The sequence below is a fragment of the Candidatus Thermoplasmatota archaeon genome, from assembly GCA_018814355.1.
Taxonomy (GTDB): Archaea; Thermoplasmatota; Thermoplasmata; order UBA10834; family UBA10834; genus COMBO-56-21.
Window position 1 is genome coordinate 1 of record JAHIZT010000088.1, and the last position, 14,663, is coordinate 14,663.

Below are 14,663 nucleotides of genomic sequence, written 5' to 3' on the forward strand. Positions count from 1 at the left end.
CGGCGCGTTCCAGCATGACGTGATGATGATCCTATACGAGCCAGCGATGGCCGCACGGTCGGAGCCGAATGGAACGAGTGACGCGGGTGCAACGTCTTGACCAGCATCAGACACCACCCGATAACGTTACAGAACCCATTATCGTATTCCGTCTGGTTGCTGTTCGGAATCCGGGCAGACCTTGCGAAGCAACTGTCCGCGTGGTTTGAAAACCGGACTAACGTCCAGACTGGTTCATTGTCGTTCCGACGTACGATCCGCCGCGACGAAAGTTTATATCAGTTGACAATATTCGAGAGCCGCCTATTCTACGGAGGCAACCGAATGGACGATGAGAAGGAAACAAAGGTGCGGTTTGAAACGTTGAGCGCCGAGAAGATCCCGTTTGGGAAGAACAACTTCTTGGAAGTGGCACGGAAGAAGGCGATAACTGACGAGGGGGACAGCGAGTTCATCTCAGTGTCCAGGGGTTACTTCCTCCCTGATGGAAGCGAGAAGTACAAGAAATCCATAACGATCCCTGACGATCCGGCGATCAAGGCATTCGTGACCGAGAAGATCAACAAGCTCTGAAGTCTCTTCGATCTCGCGATCGATGGAAGTTCAGGCCAGAAACTCCAAGACGGAGTAGACGCTCCGTTTATTCTCTTTTCAACTTCTCTTACGCTTCCGTGTTATGACTGCTTCTCTATGATCATCTCGAGGTAAGTCTTTGGCTCTAGCTTCTCCAGGCCCAGCTCGGCCCTAGCGAGCTCGAGAAGCTGCTTGGACCTTTCAGGGGACTCCGTCAAGACCTCGAGCTCCACAAACTCGCCTAGTCCTTCCACGTCGTCGATATCCACCCTGAGCTTGTCCAACAGATAACTGGTCCTGGTCTTTCTCAAAACATATGACTCCTTGAATCCCAGTCTCTCGACAATCCTCTGCATGGTCAGAGGATTGTCCGTCTTGAGAGTGATCTCCTCCCTGGCCTTCGCTCCGTCCGCGTGCATCCTAGGCCCTTTATAGGTCAGCTCGGCCCCGTCCTCCCGCTTCCTTAGCCGCAGGGCCTCGTCCGTCTTCCCGAAATCTCTTGACGGGTGTGCGAAGTAGAAGTCCTCTATCGGTCCGTTGGAGATCTGCTTGGCCCCCAGCTTGACTAGTGCTTTCTCTATCTTCTCGTTGCCAGGGGACCGAAATTTCAACTCGACCTCTATCACGGCCCGTCAGAAGCGTAAGGAACTACATTAACCTGTTTGAGCCAGCCAGTGCGTCCGGCGAACTCGTACCAAAAGTTATAAGTCTCGATTTATAGATAGATGGCTTCCTGGACCAGGTGGATTGTATGGAGCAACCAGAGCGCAGCATAAAGCTCCGCAGGGAGGAGCTCGTTGAGATCAAGAGGTTGTACGAGACGGTCATGACCTTCGCATCCCACGGGATGTTCTACAGGAGCGGCCGTATCATAGGCGACACGCTCATCAGGAGCTCGGGCACGGAGCTCCTCAGGCTCAAGGAATCGCTTGTTAAGGAAGGCTGGGTCACGGACATCACCTTCGAGGGCGATACCATAACCGTCGTCGGCTCGATCGAGGCATCGAGTGCCGATTCGCCGACATGTCACATGCTCAGGGGCATCCTGGCAAAGGTGTTCGAGGAGCGGGCGGGCAAGGATGTCTACTGTCATGAGCGCAAGTGTGTTTCCAAGGGAGATGACAAGTGCGTGTTCGTCATAGACACGGAGGTGCTCTGAGATGACCCGTAAGACCACGGGCATTCCGGGTCTTGACGGGATGCTCCAAGGAGGGTTTCCGTTCCCTTCCGCGATCCTGGTTGCAGGTGAGCCTGGTACCGGCAAGACAACTCTCGCGGTACAGAGCCTCTTTCACGGCGCTCGAGAGGGCGAGAAGGGACTCTACATCACGGCCATATCAGAACCGCAATGGCTCGTCCAGAAGTTTCTGTCGTCCTTCTCGTTCTACAGCCAAGAGCTCGTCGAGAAAGGAACCGTGAACTTCATCGATATCGGCCCGACACTGATGAAGAACCCAAGTGACATGCTGAACATCATAAAGAAGAAGATCGAGCAATACCAGCCGCTCAGGATCGTCATCGACCCTATCACGCCGATGACTGACATGCTTCAGTGGAGAGGCGAGACTAGGGAGTTCATGCATGAGCTGTTCGCTTATCTGAAGGCTTTCAACTGCCTCGCTCTTGTGACCGCCGAGCTGTCGTACGATGACATTCCGCACAGCCAAGAATCGTACATGGTCGACGGCGTAGTCGTGCTGTCCTATCCCGAAGAAGAGAAGGTCAGGAGAAAGTTCCTCGAGGTCCTCAAAATGAGAGGGACAAAGCACACTACAGGCAGGCAGCTGATAGATATAACGGACGAGGGCCTCGCAGTACAGGCTGGCCTGAGGTAGAACCGTTTCATGAGCAACGAGGAGGAGCCTACTCTAAAAAGCGGGAGCTCGTACCTTTTCACGGAAAAGGGCGTAGCCCGCGCATTCGATGCTTTCAAGAAGCTCGTATCAGAGGGCAGGCGCGGCCTGGTGATAACTCGATCTCACCCCAGCCGCGTGCAGCAGCTGTACAGCTTGGACTGCCCAATCATGTGGATTGCAAAGGCGTCTAAGCCCACTGGAGGAGTCATAAGCCTCGAGCCTACGCGTCTGATGAAGATCCATAGCACTATCTCCGATTTCATCAAAACGAACTCTGGATCTGTCGTGCTGTTGGACGGGCTCGAGTATCTGATAACGGAGAACGGTTTCGCCCCCGTCATGAAGGCGATTCAGCTGACGAACGAGGAGGTCGCCATGTCGGGGTCGTTCCTTCTGGTCCCCATAGACCCTAGGACCTTCGAGACGCAGCAGCTAGGGCTGCTGGAGAGGGAGTTCGCTCTGCCAGGAGAGGCCAGACCTGACAGCAGCGATGTTTTCGGTTAGCTTCGGTTTTTCTAGTAGCAAGTGCCTCCAGGTGTGTCTATGTCAGAAGAGCTCGGGAAGGTGCATGTTCTCACAGGCCGTGGCAAGGGCAAGACAACCGCCGCCTTCGGTCTTGCGATGAGGGCAGCAGGTCACGGCCTCAAAGTATGCATAGTCCAGTTCATGAAGGCCGGGGAAACGTCTGGCGAGGTTGTCTCGGCGCGTCGTCTCGGTAATATCGATGTGGCTCAGTACGGATCCGGATCGTTCGTCGATTCGAAGCACATCACGAACGAGGACAAAGAAAAGGCCAGGGAAGGACTTGAGCATGCGAAGAGAGTCCTCTCCGACGGCAGTTACCAGCTCGTCGTTTTGGACGAGGTCAATACAGTCGTGTCATTCGGTCTTCTCAGCGCCGATGAGGTCATGGGTGCTCTAAGATCCAGAGGAAGAGGGGTCGAGGTCGTCCTGACCGGAAGAAATGCGCCCGTAGAGTTCATAGAATATGCGGACTATGTTTCGATGATTGAAAGCAAGAAACATCCCTTCGATGCCGGGCTCATCGCGCGCGAAGGCATCGAATGGTAGCCATCCTCATTGAGTCTTGTCTTTCAGGAACAGGAGATAGCGGATCTCCTCAGCTGTGAAGGGCGTGTTCTTCTTCAGACCGTTGAAATCTCCTTCTTTGAGCATCCTCAGGACCATCGGTTGCGAATGGGTCATCATGAGGATCCTTCTGAGCGCATCCCTCTCGATTGAATCATTCCCCAAGAGTTTCTTGGCACCGACTTGGTCTAGGCCCTTGATTTTAAGTTCTCGGACGATGCCGGAATCTATGTGCTTCCTCTGGTAGAACCAGTTGTAGGCCGGGGTCTCCTGTCGGGCCGTAACTACGACTTTGGCATCTTCAACAGAGTCCACGAGCGCGGCGAAGAACTCGACAACTTCATCGCTGACAGAGAAGTAATCGTCAAACACGAAGGTCGCGTTCTCTAGCCTCAAGACATCCTGCAGCCCTTCCACGCTCTTCCTGACATTCCTTCCGAAATCGACAAGCTTCGACTCGATGTGTTTCACAGTCGAGGAGGCGGTCAGCGGTATCCAGAGAGTGTCCTGGTCCTCCAGACCCTCCACGAAATTCCTGGCTAGGGCCGTCGTGCCGGAACCCCTGTTGCCGAGCGCGACAAGCACTTTTGCGTCGGAATCCATGAACTCGTCTATTGCAGCGAGCTCCGCTTCCCTCCCATAGAACGCCTCAAGTGCGGGAGCATCTTTGAGATCGCGCACTGGCATGGGCCTGTTCTCGTCCACGCGCACGACCCCATCTCTCATCTGCGAGACCGCGGCGACCGCCCTCTTCTTGCCGATTTTGGACTCGATATCCTTCCCAATCATCCGGACGGTCTCGCCTTCGGTGATGACCGTGAAGACATCGTCGAGCGCGGCACGCCACAGATTCTCCGCATTCTTCAGCCCCTCAGCCGTGATTGCGTAAACGTTCATCCGCCGCTCGTGTCCTTTGACCCTCGCGGTGAGTTCCTCAACGTGCCCGTCCTTGATCAGCCCCTTCACAGCGCGCGGGACGTGCGTGCGCGATATGCCCACCGCGAATGCTATCCCCGCCTGCGTGCACTCGGCGAGGTACTCTTCAGGTTGGACGTCCGTCGCGAACCTCATTAGATGAAGAAGCACCCTGTCATTCACGCTGAGCTGGCCAGACTCGGGCATCGTACGTTATGATGCCCATGTGCTTATATAACCGTGCTGGTTTTTGCGACGGGCTGAACCACTTGGAATTCCTTGACTGGTAATTGGTAATGACCTCAACACGTTTATATACGGTCCAACACGTTGAATTGGATGATAGCTGAGTGTTCTCTCCGCCCCCGGAGGACCGAGAATATGAACTTCGATGTCAGGAAGAGGAAGTCTTGGAAAGAGGATGAAGGTGTATCCGAGATCATCGGCAACATCCTGATCCTAATGATAACCATCATTTTGTTCAGCGGAATAATGGCATTCGTTCAACAGATGCCGGTTCCAGAGCAGGCAACGAAGGCGGACTTCTCCGCATCCGTTTCCTTCTCGCCCTCAGGCACAACCGCCAACCTGACCGTGACACACGCTGGTGGCGCGGTGATGAAGACCAAGGACACCTTCATGCTGGTCGATGTCAACAACCTGAACACGAGGTACGACCTATCTAATCCGGTCTACGGCCTCAAGAATACCACTCAATGGTCTACCGGACAATCTTGGACGGTGGCCCTAACTGATACCAGCTACACGAGCTCTATTACGGTGACGGTCGTCGACAACGTGAAGCACTCGGCGGTCTGGTCTAGCCAGGTGACCGGAGGTAGCGGCAGAAGCCCGCCGAATATATTGCAGAGATATGTCGACTCTGATCCGACCACACCGACGGCCGACCCAGTTCGCGAATGGCAGGATTTCAGCCTTTTCGTAACGATTGTGGATCCCGATAACAATCTGGATACGGACGACGGCATATGGATAGACTCATCGCAGCTTGAGACAGATTCGCCTGGTGCAAGCCATAGGACGCCCCAACCGCCGAGTGGGAACATCTTCAGATGGGATTTCAGCGACATTCTGACTAGAAACCTGAGTGCGCGTGATTTGGATGGACAGACAATAATGATCCACGCATGGGACCAGACAGGCTTCCAGTCCGTATCGACCTTCGTCATGACAGTCACTCAGTTGCCGACGGATACACAATTCACAAACAAAACGATTGAGATCCAAGGAGGGGCGGTGGGCGAGGGCGGCTTGCCCGCGTACCTGACATGGTCCAGCCCAGCTAGTGGCCAAGGATTCGGCATATATGAGGAAGACCACTCGGCGCCGGGCGTGGCCAACACCAGCAAGCCCAAGACGCTCTTCGTGAAGGACGAGACGGTATTTGTCAGGGTCGCAAGCCTGCGAATGACCAATATTCTTGGCGCAAACATAATGGTGATATCTGACACCAGGACTGGTGGTGCGTATGCAGTGAACTATAACCTGTCTAGCACCCGCTCGGCCCCGTTCTATCCCTACGCTGCTAGCAGTAGCGCCTTCGTGTACGAGGCCAAGTTCTACACCGACCTATTGCCGCCAGGGTCGTATACTCTTGAAATAGTACTATCCAGCCACGGAGCGGTGGCTGGCACATTTGAGCGGTTCGAGACGAGACAGTATATAGTAATTGGTCAGGAGGACTCTCCGGTGTCCTTTATCCCCGGCGTTTGGCTATTCAAGGATGCTGCCAGGACGATTCTCTGGGGCGGCAAGACGATGCCCTTTGACATCTCTGGTGGAACTTTCATGGTCTATGCGAGCGTGAAGGTCATTGATGCACAGGCATCCCCTGCCCCCTACAGCGAGGAGGTTAGAGTCACCGACATGACGGGCGGATCCCAACTGTACGGTAAGCCCGGCTATGCAGGCCCTATGATCTCTGCGCTGTCTCGGGCAAACGCCACAGCCTACAAATTTGATGTTGATCTGCGGTATTCGAACGGGAACCAGTGGTTTGGAGGTACGGGCGCATACACGCTGCTTATGGCGAAATTCTCGGACGCGAACGAGGGAGTCTATTCGCTTTCCCAGCAGATATTCGTCAAGGCCGATGGCAGCCGCGCAGACTTCTTCCTCGGTGAAGATGGCGTGAACGTTGGCCACCAGAACTTCGACGTCAGGGGCTATTTGACATACATTGAGAATAACAACTTCTTCACTCGAATCGACCTATTCAACTACCAGAACACTCCCACTGATAAGACTACGTATGAGGTTCTTTCGATGGCTGTTGGTGATTTGAGCGGTGATGGATCCAAGGATATGCTGACTGGCCAGAAAGGCGGCGAGCTTCTGTACTACAGGAACAGCATCAACTCTTTAGGCACATGGCAAGACGGCAGCAGAATGCCCAGGCCCGTTGGTGATCCAACCAACAACATCAAGTGGATCACTGTGGGCGATATCAATGGCGACGGAGCCCAGGACTTCGCGTACGTTAGCTCTTCGGGAGCTACCGCCAACAGAATAGTCATCTACAACAACACATACGGTATGACACCTGTCATCTACAAGGACTATGGCGCGACCGTCGTCAGGAAGATCATGCTGAGAGATATGAATGGCGATGACAAGGCGGACCTGATTATCCTAGCCGGTGCCAAGATCTATGTCCACGATCTGTCGAAGTGGGGAACCGCACTACCCGTGGAAATCGCCAAGATCCCAGATCCGGACACAACATCTGGCATCACCGATTTTGATGTTGCCGATACGAACTTGGATGGCCGTCCCGACATACTTACTGTGGGGACAGGTGGCGCGGCTGCCGTGAATGGAGTATGGGTGAACAACTACACTGACAATCTGGCCCCGAACAACAAGTTGTTGGATGATACCTTGGCAAATTGGATTCCACGCCTTGTGAGCGGCAAGGTCATTGGCGGAACAACAGTCACGAACACCAAGATCAAAGATGGCATTGCCCTGAAACTCGCCGAGAACCAGACACAAGCCCCGATCGGCTCAGTTGATGCAAGGATGAAGTTCTTGACCACGCTCGCAAACGATCCGCAGCAGGTTCTGTTCGTGAACGCGAGACTCTTGGCGACCAACACCGAGGTCTTCTACGTCTGGTACTCGACGGATGCTGGCGGTTATGGCGCATACACGCTGGCATTCACGATAAACAACCTTGGCGGCGCGTTCGTTAACTATACCTTTTCGCTACCGTCGACAGTTGCCAACAAGAATTTCTACCTGAGGATTACGGACTCATCGACATCTACTGCTGGCACTCATATTGACCAGGTTGAGATAGATTCGGTGGGTGTGCTCTCTAGCATTTTTGGCAAGTACACAACTAGCAGGTACCAGGTTGTGAGCGACTCGCCTACGGTCTACACATGTGTCCGAGCAGCGAACATCGACGGTCGCGGATACCTCGAGACCGTCGTCGCCAAGGATGGTCTATGGAAGGTGTACACGAACAAGACAGTACTCTCTGGCTGGTCGTTTACAGACGCCAACTTCTACGTCCGGAGCAGCAACGCCCTTATGACGTACTCCGCCCCGACACTGTTCGACGCGACCGACATCAACGGTGACGGTTACACAGACATACTGGTCTGCAACGTCACGGCTGTGCAGGGCACTCTGACTAAAGTCGGGTTCTTCATGAACCTGTACCCATCCACCTTCTTCTTCACGGAGACTGATCTGGGTGTAGCCGGTGGATCGGGTGCGATTACGTATGCGGCCGCATGCAATCTATACAAGTGACCTTAGAGAGCGCCCGCTCAAACCTCTTTCAAAGGCCTTTCATTGACGGGGCAATGGCGGGACCGCAATGTCTCAGCGATGATGTTCGAGACATCGTTCGCCCTCTCCAGTTCAATTACGGCTAGGAGGCTCTTCGACGTTATGCAGCTCCCGATGATTCCCTTTGCCATGGTCTCTGCACGCTTACGCTCGATTGTCCTGAACCCTTCCATGTTGTTCACAGCCTTGTCCCAGGCCAATACGAACTCCTCAGGGCTGTCGTCGCTGAAAGTCCTCCTCTTCAGCAACCATGTTCGGGTGGAGTGTCTGAACAGCGCCGTTCCTGGGACTACAGCGCAGTAGAGTTGCGTGTAGGATTCTTCGTCCAGGTCAACAGGAACGATAGGGATGCCCTCGTGCTGTGCGAGCTCCAGGGTGGCAACGTAGCAGGGTGGAGGGGCCGCAACCTCTCCGAATCTTCCGAGCCCTTCAACATAGATTTGTTCGTATCTTGACAGCTCGGGCTCGTAGTCATCAGGTATATTCTTCAGGCCCTCGATCTCTTCCTTTGAGAGGGAAATCGCAACCATGTCCGGTCTGCTTTCCTGAAATGCCCTCCGCACCTTCTCGGTCTCGGATTTCAGTCCTTTGATCACGCCGAGAATGTGGACCGTGCAGCCGTCTATCTTGATTGTCTCCACGATTATGCCTTCTTCCTCTTCTCGCGCTGTAGGATGAGCTCCAGGACATCGTCAGCGTCGTCTGCCCTTCGCAGCTCGTCCTCCGTTATCAGGGGCGTTCCTTCTATCGATTGGATAGAGGTTTTCTCCCCTACGAAGATGACGGACTTCTTCTCGGTGACCCTCGATATGTTACCTACTACCCTGGCCTTCCTTGCCATCATCTTGACGTTATCCTCCACCCCAGTCAGCAGAAGGACATCCTCTTCGCTCGCAAGCGCGTCGAACGGACATCTGATGGTGGGCGTTACTGAGTAGCCAATCTCCTTGAGCATCTCGAAGACGTCCCTGTTGAGGCCTTTGAACTCGTCGAAAGTCCTCAGGATCTTGGCGACTTCGAGCGTGTAAGAAAATGGATTCAGAGGCACGACAATGGGCTCGTTCAGATACTCTTCGAGCTTGGCTGCGATCTCCACCATCGCTCCCATGCCGCTCTCGTACATCTGGATGGCCTTCCTCGAAACACCTGCTATCTCGGCCAGCATGCCCAATGATATGTTCCTGTCCTCTCTGATTTTTCGCAGGAGCTCACCGTCAAGCCGGACGTAGAGGCCGCCGGGGGCGGCATACACGAACGGTGGCACACCCTCGAGCATGTGCTCATGGAATGTCGCCTCCGAGATGATCGGTATGCCGAACCTTGAGTACAGGATCCCGTGGTCCAACTTGGCGGAGCTGGAATGCAGGCCTATGACCATCGGGCTGCCTACAAGAGTCGTTGCGAGGATCCTGAGCTCCTCGGCATCGTCGCCAGATAGCGAGTCGATGTTAGTTAGCGCCTTGATGATCAGGAGTTCTTTGTCCCTGCGTGCGATGATGTCGAAGCTTATGCTCCGTATGTTGTGTGGGTCCGAGATGAAGAACCCGACCTTTGCGAGGGTCTCCCGCAGTCTTGTGAGTAGCTCCTCCCTTCTTACAGCCATGGGTCCTTCCTGTTCTCCTAGGTGTCAGATATCGCTTCGTCCGATTTGAAGATTGCATTCATGTTGGGTCATCTGTACATGGTGTTCATGGACATCTTCTCATACTTCTTCAGTTCGGTTTCGCTCATGGGCTCGACTTTGTCCATGGCCTTCTCGAAGTACTTCATCCCGACCTTGACGTCCTTGATCTTGTCCTCCTCCGGATCTCTTCCATCGAGGACATAGTCTCTAATCGCAAGCATCATGGCCTCGTTGCAGACGGCGGCAATCTCCGCGCCTGTGAAGAGCCCCATCTTGGCTGCTAGCTTGTCCAGGTCGACGTCGTCAGCCAAGGGCTTTCCTTTGGTGTGAATCTTGAGTATCTCCTTCCTCGCCTCCAGATCGGGCGGGGGTATGAGCACCAGCCTGTCGAATCTGCCAGGCCTTAGGAGCGCCGGATCGATCATGTCCGGCCGGTTCGTGGCCGCTATGACCACGACACTGTGCAGAGGCTCGAGTCCGTCCATCTCCGTGAGTATCTGGCTTATCACCCGCTCCGTGACTCCAGAGTCGCTCGATCTACCTCTCATAGGCGTGATAGCGTCCATCTCGTCCAGGAATATCACGCACGGTGCTGCCTGTCGCGCCTTCCTGAATGTCTCCCGGACTGCCTTCTCGCTCTCACCTACCCACTTCGAAAGGAACTCAGGGCCCTTGACTGAGATGAAGTTGGCTTGGCTCTCCGTCGCCACGGCCTTTGCGAGCAGAGTCTTGCCCGTCCCAGGCGGTCCGTACAACAGAATCCCCTTCGGCGGGACTGCGTTCATGTGCTTGAACAGCGCGCCGTATCTGAGGGGCCACTCGACAGACTCCATCAATTCCTGCTTCGGCCCATCCAGCCCTCCGATGTCCTCCCACTTGACATTGGGAGACTCGAGCAGGACCTCTCTCAGTGTCGAAGGCTGCATCTCCCTGTACGCGTCCATGAAGTCCGCCATGGTTACATGCAGATTGTTCAGGACCTCGATCGGGATCGTATCTGACTCGAGGTCTATGGTGGGCAGGATCTTCCTGAGCTCGCGCATAGCAGCCTCCCTGGCGAGTGCCGCTAGGTCGGCGCCCACATAGCCGTGGGTCATGTTGGCCAGCTGGACCAGGTCGACGTCATCTGCCAATGGCATGCCCCGTGTGTGGATCTGCAGGATCTCGAGCCTGCCCTCCTTGTCCGGTATGCCGATCTCGATCTCCCTGTCGAACCTGCCGGGCCTCCTTATGGCCGGGTCGAGTGCGTTCGGCCTGTTCGTCGCGCCAATCACGACGACCTTGCCCCTGCCCTCCAGACCATCCATGAGTGCCAGGATCTGGGCGACTATCCTGCGCTCGGTCTCGGCAGTTACCTCATCCCTTTTGGGTGCTATTGAATCGATCTCATCGATGAATATGATGCTCGGGGCATTCTCCGCGGCCTCCTTGAATATCTCCCTCAGCCGCTCCTCGCTCTCCCCGTAGAACTTGCTCATTATCTCGGGACCGCTTATGGACGTGAAGTTCGCGCTCGTCTCCGACGCGACCGCCTTGGCCAGAAGCGTCTTCCCTGTGCCAGGGGGACCGTGGAGCAGCACTCCCTTGGGCGCCTCGACGCCGAGCTTCTCGAACAGTTCAGGGTGCCTCAGGGGTAGCTCGATCATCTCCCTGACCTTATCGACCTCGTCCCTGAGGCCGCCTATGTCCTCGTACGCTACCTTCGGACCCTTGGCAACCTCCTGCTTTGCGGGTTTCTCGCTCAGCTTCACATTGGTGAAATTCTGTATCAACCCAGCTTCTGCAGCCGGTGTGAAATTCTGGACCACGAGGTCGAACTTGCGGCCCATGATGTTGACCTCTATGAGGTCCCCCTTGGCGATGGGGCGTCCCTCCAGTGACTGCGCCAAGTATTCCTCACCACCGAGGATCTTGAGCGGCTGTGTGGGCGCGAGAGTCACCTTGGTCGCCGGTTTCGGGACGATCTTCCTTATCCCGACCTTCTCGTCGAGCCCGACGTCCGCATTCTTCCGTATCGCCCCGTCAATCCTGATCGTGCCTCTGTTCTCGTCCTCCGGGTAGCCCGGATAGACAGTTACGGCCGTGTTCCTCGCGCCTTCGATGATGACCGTGTCGCCCTGGCTGAGCTCGAGTATCCTCATCAGTGCAGGATCTATCCTGGCTATTCCCTTCCCGTCGTCAGCGGATTTCGCCTGGACTACCCTGAGTATCTTCTCCTTCTTGTTTGACATGAATTACACCAGTATCGTGAAATGCTAGTCCTGGTCGCTAGATAGGAAGAGGTTCGTAGGGTTCTGCCACTGCCCTCTGTAGTCCATGGGCACCAGCCCTTCTTCTCTCTCTTTCCTTCGAATCATGTTCAACTCCTCCACATCTCGAAGAGGTATCAGGGCCTCGAAATTTGAATATGTTAGCACTTCTATATGAATATTGTGCTATAAGGATTTGGTAGCCAGCGTAGCCAGCAGCAATAATCCAACTACCTCAGGATAATGGTGAGAAAGGAAGCCGGAACGAGGCTCCCAAGCTTGAGAACCACGGCCACTGCCAACACCGCCTCGCCCAACTTCCTCCTCAGGAGGATTCGATGTTCACCGACCATATATCAGAATTCTCAGGGAGGTCCATGCTACTGGGCCCGGAAACACAGTAATAACTACCCAAGCCAATATGCCGCGCGGATGACCGGTCAGCTCAATGGCTCCGAGGTCCTGGTCGATGAACAGGCTGAGGCCAGCCAGATACACAACAAGGGATTCTACGGCGTGCCCCAGTCAGGAGGAGCCGTTAGGCTGGACCTAATGGAAGCGCTATACCTCGTCGAATCCAACAGGCTCGAGGTCCTGACGGGTGACAAGAAGATGTCCGCCGGGGACCTCCTGAGACTCGCCCACAAGCTCTCCGAGGGGTTCGAGATCAGGTACCTGGTCTATCGCGAGCTGAGATCAAGAGGATACATAGTCAAGCTCGGCCAGCCCCCTCTTGATTTCAGGGTCTTCCCGAGGGGCGGCTCTCCGAACAAGACTCCGAGCAAGTGGTGGGTCGCCGCGATATCCGAGCGCTGGGAGTTCAACCTGGGAGATCTTCTCGAGAACCTCGACCGCACGACCGATGTCCGCAAGAAGCTCCTTCTGGCCGTAGTGGACGAAGAGAGCGATGTCACATACTACGAGGTGAGGCGGGTAGCTCCAAAGGGACGTCTGGGGGCTGTCGACCTGAGCAAGGTCGTCGACGGTGTCCTCATGGCGGACCGCGTCCTGGTGCTCGAGCCGGAACAGGCTTCAGCATTGCACTGGGGTCACAACTTCGGAAAGCTCATCGGCCCGACGCTGCAGCTATCGCTCATCGAAGCCGCATTCCTGGTGGAGCTCGGGGCCATAAAGCTCGCTGATGCGAAGACAAACCGGGCGGTCGCTCTCGCCTCGTTGAAGAAGCGCGCTAGGGAACTGCAGCCGGACTTCGACCTGCGCCTTGACGCGTTCAAGGACCTGAAAGGCAAGGGCCTGATCGTCAAGACAGGGTTCAAGTACGGCTCGCACTTCAGAGCCTACGAAGGCGACCCGGGGAAGCAGCATGCGCGGTATCTCATCCACGCTGTTCCGAAGGATTACAAGGCCATGTGGCCCGAAGTGAGCAGAGCAGTAAGGCTTGCACACGGCGTCAAGAAGGAGATCCTGCTCGGAAGAGTCTCCAACAAGGAAGTCGAGTATGTCAGTTTGAGCAGGTACAGGCCCTAGGTTATCCCGGCCTTACCCTCCTGTATGTGGAGTTCGGTCCTCCAGGCGACCACCGTTGATAGAGGACAGACTGGGGTCTGGTACGCACTAATGGTTGACCAGGTGCTCCGCATGTTCAGAGCAGCTTCGGAGCCATCTCGACGATCCTGTTCGAGTAGCCCCATTCGTTGTCATACCAGGACAGGATCTTTGCGAAGTTGCCCTTGCCGCCGATGACCATGGTCGAGAGAGAGTCTATGACCGCAGAGTGCGGGTTGCCGATTATGTCGGTCGAAACGATTGGCTCGGCCACGTAGTCCAGGACGCCCTTCATCTTGCCTTCGGCAGCTGCCATGAGCGCCTTGTTGATATCCTCCACAGTGACCTCCTGCTTCGTGATGAATGTCAGGTCTGTTATGGAGCCGAACGGCGTGGGCACTCTTAGCGCGAGCCCGTTCATCTTCCCCTTGAGCGCGGGTATGACCTCTCCGATCGCCTTCGCAGCCCCTGTAGAGGTCGGGATGATCGATAGGGAGGCCGCCCTGCCTCGTCTGAAGTCCTTGTGCGGCATATCGATCAGCTTCTGGTCTCCGGTGTAAGCATGGACTGTCGTCATCATGCCCTTCTCGATCCCGAAGTTGTCGTTGAGGACCTTTGCTGGAGGTGCCAGGCTACCGGTCGTGCATGACGCCATCGAGATGACATTGTGCTTCGCCTTGTCGTACACCTCCATGTTGACGCCCAGGACGAGAGTGACATCGACGTCCTTGCCAGGAGCCGAGATGAGGACCTTCCTTGCTCCTGCCGCAAGGTGCTTCGCAGCCTTGTCCTTCTCCGTGAACAGGCCTGTGGATTCGACCACGACATCGACGCCGAGCTTTCTCCAGGGTATCTCCCCAGGGTCCTTGACCTGTGTGATCTCGAGCTTCCTCCCACCGACGTTGATCGAGGTTCCCTCGACCTTGACCTCCTTGTTCAGCTTCCCGTACACCGAGTCCCACTTGAGCATGTAGGCCAGCGAATCGATGGGCGCGATATCGTTCACAGCGACTATTTCAAAATCCTTGC

Annotated in this window: 13 protein-coding genes; 7 read left to right on the forward strand and 6 right to left on the reverse strand. The window is 55.4% G+C overall.

What is annotated here, in order from left to right; genetic code table 11:
• Positions 1-324: 324 nt before the first annotated feature.
• A complete protein-coding gene (locus KJ653_06515; protein MBU0685480.1) occupies positions 325-573 on the forward strand; it encodes a hypothetical protein in 249 nt (82 codons plus the stop codon).
• 101 nt (positions 574-674) lie between these two features.
• On the opposite strand, the gene cyaB is transcribed toward KJ653_06515, so the two are convergent.
• Positions 675-1,199, reverse strand: coding sequence for a class IV adenylate cyclase (cyaB, locus tag KJ653_06520; GenBank protein ID MBU0685481.1), 525 nt, complete (start codon positions 1,197-1,199; stop codon positions 675-677).
• 125 nt (positions 1,200-1,324) lie between these two features.
• Here cyaB and KJ653_06525 point away from each other — a divergent pair, with 125 nt between their 5' ends.
• The 4 genes from KJ653_06525 to KJ653_06540 are packed head-to-tail and all read left to right on the forward strand — an operon-like array spanning position 1,325 to position 3,500.
• A complete protein-coding gene (locus KJ653_06525; protein ID MBU0685482.1) occupies positions 1,325-1,732 on the forward strand; it encodes a hypothetical protein in 408 nt (135 codons plus the stop codon).
• A 1-nt stretch (position 1,733) separates the two neighbouring features.
• Entirely contained in the window at positions 1,734-2,408 is a 675-nt protein-coding gene (locus KJ653_06530) for a hypothetical protein (GenBank protein ID MBU0685483.1), read from the forward strand.
• Between the two features lie 9 nt (positions 2,409-2,417).
• Entirely contained in the window at positions 2,418-2,933 is a 516-nt protein-coding gene (locus tag KJ653_06535; protein MBU0685484.1) for a DUF835 domain-containing protein, read from the forward strand.
• A 39-nt stretch (positions 2,934-2,972) separates the two neighbouring features.
• Complete coding sequence (locus KJ653_06540) at positions 2,973-3,500, forward strand: cob(I)yrinic acid a,c-diamide adenosyltransferase (protein ID MBU0685485.1); 528 nt, start codon at positions 2,973-2,975, stop codon at positions 3,498-3,500.
• A 6-nt stretch (positions 3,501-3,506) separates the two neighbouring features.
• Here KJ653_06540 and KJ653_06545 read toward each other — a convergent pair whose 3' ends face one another.
• Positions 3,507-4,640, reverse strand: coding sequence for a hypothetical protein (locus KJ653_06545; GenBank protein ID MBU0685486.1), 1,134 nt, complete (start codon positions 4,638-4,640; stop codon positions 3,507-3,509).
• A gap of 174 nt (positions 4,641-4,814) precedes the next feature.
• Between KJ653_06545 and KJ653_06550 the strand changes: the two genes are divergently transcribed.
• A complete protein-coding gene (locus KJ653_06550; GenBank protein MBU0685487.1) occupies positions 4,815-8,216 on the forward strand; it encodes a VCBS repeat-containing protein in 3,402 nt (1,133 codons plus the stop codon).
• Positions 8,217-8,233: 17 nt separating this feature from the next.
• On the opposite strand, the gene KJ653_06555 is transcribed toward KJ653_06550, so the two are convergent.
• The 3 genes from KJ653_06555 to KJ653_06565 all read right to left on the reverse strand — a co-directional run bounded on the left by KJ653_06555 (position 8,234) and on the right by KJ653_06565 (position 12,110).
• The gene (locus tag KJ653_06555; protein MBU0685488.1) at positions 8,234-8,896 is read right to left on the reverse strand and encodes a hypothetical protein; all 663 of its coding nucleotides are present in this window, start codon (positions 8,894-8,896) and stop codon (positions 8,234-8,236) included.
• A 2-nt stretch (positions 8,897-8,898) separates the two neighbouring features.
• Positions 8,899-9,858 (reverse strand): transcriptional regulator, encoded by a 960-nt coding sequence (locus KJ653_06560; protein ID MBU0685489.1) that lies wholly within the window; start codon positions 9,856-9,858, stop codon positions 8,899-8,901.
• 68 nt (positions 9,859-9,926) lie between these two features.
• On the reverse strand, positions 9,927-12,110 hold the full coding sequence (locus tag KJ653_06565; protein ID MBU0685490.1) for a CDC48 family AAA ATPase: 2,184 nt from the start codon (positions 12,108-12,110) through the stop codon (positions 9,927-9,929).
• Between the two features lie 450 nt (positions 12,111-12,560).
• Here KJ653_06565 and endA point away from each other — a divergent pair, with 450 nt between their 5' ends.
• Positions 12,561-13,616: a tRNA-intron lyase gene (endA, locus tag KJ653_06570; protein ID MBU0685491.1), complete on the forward strand. Its 1,056-nt coding sequence runs from the start codon at positions 12,561-12,563 to the stop codon at positions 13,614-13,616.
• Positions 13,617-13,731: 115 nt separating this feature from the next.
• Here the strand turns inward: endA and gap are convergent.
• Positions 13,732-14,663 (reverse strand): type I glyceraldehyde-3-phosphate dehydrogenase (gap, locus tag KJ653_06575; protein ID MBU0685492.1); only part of this gene is annotated, 932 nt, incomplete at its 5' end.

Bases quoted from the DNA above. Each gene is read 5' to 3' on its own strand.
- KJ653_06515 (MBU0685480.1), top strand. From the start codon at position 325: ATGGACGATGAGAAGGAAACAAAGGTGCGGTTTGAAACGTTGAGCGCC.
- endA (MBU0685491.1), top strand. From the start codon at position 12,561: ATGACCGGTCAGCTCAATGGCTCCGAGGTCCTGGTCGATGAACAGGCT.
- KJ653_06560 (MBU0685489.1), bottom strand. From the start codon at position 9,858: ATGGCTGTAAGAAGGGAGGAGCTACTCACAAGACTGCGGGAGACCCTC.
- KJ653_06550 (MBU0685487.1), top strand. From the start codon at position 4,815: ATGAACTTCGATGTCAGGAAGAGGAAGTCTTGGAAAGAGGATGAAGGT.
- KJ653_06525 (MBU0685482.1), top strand. From the start codon at position 1,325: ATGGAGCAACCAGAGCGCAGCATAAAGCTCCGCAGGGAGGAGCTCGTT.
- KJ653_06565 (MBU0685490.1), bottom strand. From the start codon at position 12,110: ATGTCAAACAAGAAGGAGAAGATACTCAGGGTAGTCCAGGCGAAATCC.
- KJ653_06545 (MBU0685486.1), bottom strand. From the start codon at position 4,640: ATGCCCGAGTCTGGCCAGCTCAGCGTGAATGACAGGGTGCTTCTTCAT.
- KJ653_06535 (MBU0685484.1), top strand. From the start codon at position 2,418: ATGAGCAACGAGGAGGAGCCTACTCTAAAAAGCGGGAGCTCGTACCTT.
- KJ653_06530 (MBU0685483.1), top strand. From the start codon at position 1,734: ATGACCCGTAAGACCACGGGCATTCCGGGTCTTGACGGGATGCTCCAA.
- KJ653_06540 (MBU0685485.1), top strand. From the start codon at position 2,973: ATGTCAGAAGAGCTCGGGAAGGTGCATGTTCTCACAGGCCGTGGCAAG.